This is a genomic window from Pseudomonas sp. P5_B2, assembly GCF_056400445.1.
In genome coordinates this window covers 1-4,116 of sequence record NZ_JBFULH010000365.1, presented here as the reverse complement: position 1 = coordinate 4,116, position 4,116 = coordinate 1, and the positions used below count along the sequence as shown (strand labels likewise).

General features: G+C 58.0%; 5 protein-coding genes. 1 reads left to right on the top strand and 4 read right to left on the bottom strand.

Annotated features, from left to right (window positions below):
- Nucleotides 1–764 (top strand): amino acid permease (locus tag AC1DRJ_RS20500; protein WP_477803751.1); only part of this gene is annotated, 764 nt, incomplete at its 5' end.
- Between the two features lie 90 nt (nucleotides 765–854).
- On the opposite strand, the gene AC1DRJ_RS20495 is transcribed toward AC1DRJ_RS20500, so the two are convergent.
- From AC1DRJ_RS20495 to AC1DRJ_RS20480, 4 genes are all read right to left on the bottom strand, one after another.
- On the bottom strand, nucleotides 855–1,307 hold the full coding sequence (locus AC1DRJ_RS20495; RefSeq protein ID WP_477803750.1) for a hypothetical protein: 453 nt from the start codon (nucleotides 1,305–1,307) through the stop codon (nucleotides 855–857).
- A 6-nt stretch (nucleotides 1,308–1,313) separates the two neighbouring features.
- Nucleotides 1,314–1,730, bottom strand: coding sequence for a hypothetical protein (locus AC1DRJ_RS20490; protein WP_477803749.1), 417 nt, complete (start codon nucleotides 1,728–1,730; stop codon nucleotides 1,314–1,316).
- 29 nt (nucleotides 1,731–1,759) lie between these two features.
- Entirely contained in the window at nucleotides 1,760–2,734 is a 975-nt protein-coding gene (locus tag AC1DRJ_RS20485; RefSeq protein ID WP_477803748.1) for an alpha/beta hydrolase family protein, read from the bottom strand.
- Between the two features lie 78 nt (nucleotides 2,735–2,812).
- Nucleotides 2,813–3,862: a PDDEXK nuclease domain-containing protein gene (locus AC1DRJ_RS20480; protein ID WP_477803747.1), complete on the bottom strand. Its 1,050-nt coding sequence runs from the start codon at nucleotides 3,860–3,862 to the stop codon at nucleotides 2,813–2,815.
- Between the last annotated feature and the right edge of the window lie 254 nt (nucleotides 3,863–4,116).

Below are 4,116 nucleotides of genomic sequence, written 5' to 3'. Positions count from 1 at the left end.
CCATGTTTTCCTTCATGGGCACCGAGATCGTAACCATCGCGGCCGCTGAATCGAAGAACCCGGGCCAGCAAATCTCCAAGGCCACCAACTCGGTGATCTGGCGGATCGGCTTGTTCTACCTCGTGTCGATCTTCATCGTCGTGGCACTGGTGCCATGGAACGACCCGATTCTGGCCAGAGTTGGTTCTTACCAGACTGTGCTGGAGCGCATGGGCATCCCGAATGCCAAGCTGATCGTCGACATCGTGGTTCTGGTTGCTGTGACCAGTTGCCTGAACTCGGCGCTGTACACCGCATCGCGCATGATGTTCTCCCTGGGCAAGCGCGGTGATGCACCGGCCGTTTCCCAACGCACCAACAAGAGCGGCACGCCGTACTGGGCTGTGATGTTGTCCACCGGCGCTGCGTTCCTCGCGGTGTTCGCCAACTACGTGGCCCCGGCCGCCGTGTTCGAGTTCCTGCTGGCCAGCTCCGGCGCCATCGCGCTGCTGGTGTATCTGGTGATCGCCATTTCACAACTGCGTATGCGTAAACAACGCATGGCTCGCGGTGAAAAAATCGCTTTCAGCATGTGGCTGTTCCCAGGCCTGACCTACGCGGTGATTATTTTCATCGTGGCGGCCCTGACCATCATGTTGTTCCAGGAAGCGCATCGCGTAGAGATTCTCGCAACCGGCCTGCTGGCCCTGTTGGTGGTAGCGGCTGGCGTGCTGGTCGCTCGCCGTCGTCGTAATGAGAAGATGAACGCAGTGTTGGCGAGCTGAGGGTTCTGACTCAAGCCAATCGTTGTTGATACCTACGAAAACGGCCGCTGTCAGTGATGACAAGCGGCCGTTGTTTGTTTCTGTCAGCGTTTACTCGCTCTTTACTTCTTGCGCATCCAGCGCCTGACGATAGCTGTCCAGCGCATCGCCGAAGTCGGTGATGAACTGCGGGTCGGTCAGCCAGGCTTGAGCCGTTTCCCGGTCCATGCCATCGGCCCACATGCGGTAGTCGATCAGCATGTCGGCGGCCAGGTGGGTGGCGGCCATGGCTTCGTTGTCGGCGTTTTCCATGTCCAGCAATTCTGGATGGTCGCTGATGATTCCGGCGAGGTCCGACAGCAGGGCAATAAGCATGTCGTTACGGCTGACAGCCTCTGCATCGCGCATCTTGCTGAACATCGCCAGGGTGTATTCCGGGATCGGCTCGCCGATTTCACCCAGGTCATCGTCCAGTGCAGCGGGTTTTCTGCCGTGGATGTTGATTTGCTTGGCTTTGGCCTTTGCGCGCTTGGCGCGTTTCTGTTGCTTGTTCAGGGATGCCATGGGAACTCAGTTTGCTTTCTGTTGGGTTTGGGCGGCGATGATATCGGACGCTGCGACATAGTCAGCCTGGAAGGCCGGTGATTCGATCCATGCCAGTGCGCCGGCTTCGTCCACTTCGGTTGACCATTGGCGGTACTCGATCAGCGCGGCGAGGATGAAGTCCATCGCGCCTTCTTCGCCTTCCTGTTCATAGACCAATTCCAGCAGTGGGTCTTCCAGGAACGCCATGCACATCGCTTGCTGGCTGGTCTTTTCGGCGTCGATCATTTTCTTGAACAGTTCGGTCAGGTCTACCGATTCGAAGTCGATGCGATCATCGTTCGGGTCCAGTTCGACCGGCGCGGCGGCGCGCTGAGTGCGGTTCTGCTTGGCCTTGGCTTTGGCGCGGGTGGCGCGTTTTTGCTGTTTGTTGGCGGAGGCCATGGGTGTCGTTCCGTATTCGTTGAGAGGGCTCAGCTGCGCGGGACTTGCCGCCCGGGTGTACCGGGGGCCAGTTCGGCGTTTTGCAGCCAGGACAATGCTATGGGCCATAGTGTGGCTTGGTATGCGCTGCGAAAAAAGGCGAAATGTCCGACTTCTGCTTCGCCGATGTCTTCGGGGGTGATTCGCAGGTGGGTGTTGGTGCCGTGGGTGAAGTAGCCGAGCAGGCGTTCGATAGCCGGAATCGTGCCGTAGGGATCGTCGCTGACGCTGATGGCAAGGATTTTTGCGCGGACACACTCGAAGGGCAGTCGACCGGTTCCGCCATGGAGCCGCCGACCGCTGGGGCGCGTTTCAAAACGGTCGGTAGGCGTACTCCAGTCACGAACCACGCCGGCGGGCGTATCTTCCAGCCAGCCGAGGCGCTTGCCAGGGAAGTAGCCGTGGAACATCGTCATCAATGGCATCACCACATGCCACTTGCCGAACATCCGCAACCGATGTGCGGGCGCGTAATCGCGCCAGTAAGCGAATTGCGCGCCGACCGTCACCATGCGCCGAATAATATGGCCGGACGCTCCCAGCCCCGCTGCGCAGCCGCCAAAGCTGTGGCCGACGACATCGATGGGCTGACCGGGGAATTCACGCTCAGCGCGCTTGAGCATCGCTTCAAAGTCCAGCGCGCCCCAGTCGGTCCATGAAGCGTCGAGGTGTTTGAGCGAAGCGGGACGTGATTCGCCGATGCCACGGTAATCGTACGTGATGACATCGAACCCGTTGGCGAACAGGTAATCGGCGAAACGCGAGTAATGTCGGCAGCGCACTGAGGTGGCAGCGTTGATGATCACGATGGGGCGGGCAGGGTCCTGTGGAGTGTTCCGCCAGGTGAAGCCGCCGAGGATGAAACCGTCTGCCGCGGGCTCCTTGAAGGGAGCTCCGGGCGTGGTGGCGGGCAATGGCAGCTCGATCTGAGCAGGCGCCAGTGCAGGCGTGTCATTGAAAGTCATCGGTGACGGACCTTTGCGCGTAGCTGCCAACGATAGTCTTCATGGCGGATTCGGACAATCCGCCTATTTCTATCGGCGCTACTGATTGAGCCGCCGGTCCTCGAGTAGCGCCCGTTCCCGATCCAGCTCTGCTCGTAGTTCCTCTTCAGTCGGTAACACCAGCTTGTACTTACTGGCGAACAGTTGCTCATTGCCCTCCAATACGGAAAAGCGCACCACTGATTCATCTTTTTTTGCGCAGAGGATGATACCAACAGTCGGTCCGTCTTCCGGTCCGCGCCGGAGTTCGTCGTACATGCRTACGTACATCTCCATCTGGCCGATATCCTGGTAGGTCAGTTCGCCGCGCTTCAGATCGAAGATCACAAAGCACTTGAGCAGGTAGTTGTAGAACACCAGGTCAATGTAAAAGTCTTTGCTATCGGTACTGATGCGTTGCTGACGTGCGATGAAGGCGAAGCCTTTGCCAAGTTCGAGCAAGAAGCTCTGAAGGTGGTTGATCAACGCTTGTTCGAGTTCGGTTTCCAGGATCAGGCCGGCATTGGGCAGGCCCAAAAATTCAAGCACGACCGGATCGCGAATAAAGTCTCTTGGGCTAGCGGCCATTTTCTGGATATTGGTGGCGGCTTCCTCCCTGACAGTAGATCGGTCGCGACTTGCCAGCAGGCGTTCGTAATACAGCGTATTGATCTGACGCTCCAAGGCGCGGCTCGACCAGTTCTGTAGGGCCGACTCGTTCATGTACCAATGGCGTGCATGGTCGTTGTCGACCCGCAGCAGTCTGCGGTAGTGGGTCCAGCTCAATTCGTGACGCAGTGCGTCACAAATCGGGAAGACTTGATAGAACTGACGCATGTAGCGAAGGTTGGAAGCGTCAAAGCCTTTCCCGAAGTCGGCTGTCAGAATTTTCGCCAGCTTCGCCAACAACTGCTTCCCATACTCCGCCCTACGAGCTCCCTCCTGCTCGAACTCAACAATATGCCGCCCGATCTGCCAGCAGGTTTGCACTTGAGCCGTATCGACAGCTCGAAGCGCTTTAAGGCGCGCCTGGCGGATCAGTTCTCCAAGATTGCCCGCCAGAGAGACGAGTTGTGGATCTTGAGTGGTATCGGTTTTGACGATGGTCATGAAGTCTTCCGTGGCTGGAGGCGCAGGCGAAAGAGGATGACAAGAGGACATGGGGTGGCGATGCAGTACGGCTCTGGTAAGCCGGAAGGAATTGCCGGATCCGTTTTGCAGGACTTGGCCGACGGCAGGGCGTATATGTGGAATACAGGGTGTAGTCCGTTTCGCAGTGAACCCAAGATCGAAACAATCTAAAACTTGACCGGACTCCGGGAAATCACAATTCAAAGATTTGAAAGGGTTCTGAGGAGCCCGGG

Bases quoted from the DNA above. Each gene is read 5' to 3' on its own strand.
- AC1DRJ_RS20495 (WP_477803750.1), bottom strand. From the start codon at position 1,307: ATGGCATCCCTGAACAAGCAACAGAAACGCGCCAAGCGCGCAAAGGCC.
- AC1DRJ_RS20490 (WP_477803749.1), bottom strand. From the start codon at position 1,730: ATGGCCTCCGCCAACAAACAGCAAAAACGCGCCACCCGCGCCAAAGCC.
- AC1DRJ_RS20485 (WP_477803748.1), bottom strand. From the start codon at position 2,734: ATGACTTTCAATGACACGCCTGCACTGGCGCCTGCTCAGATCGAGCTG.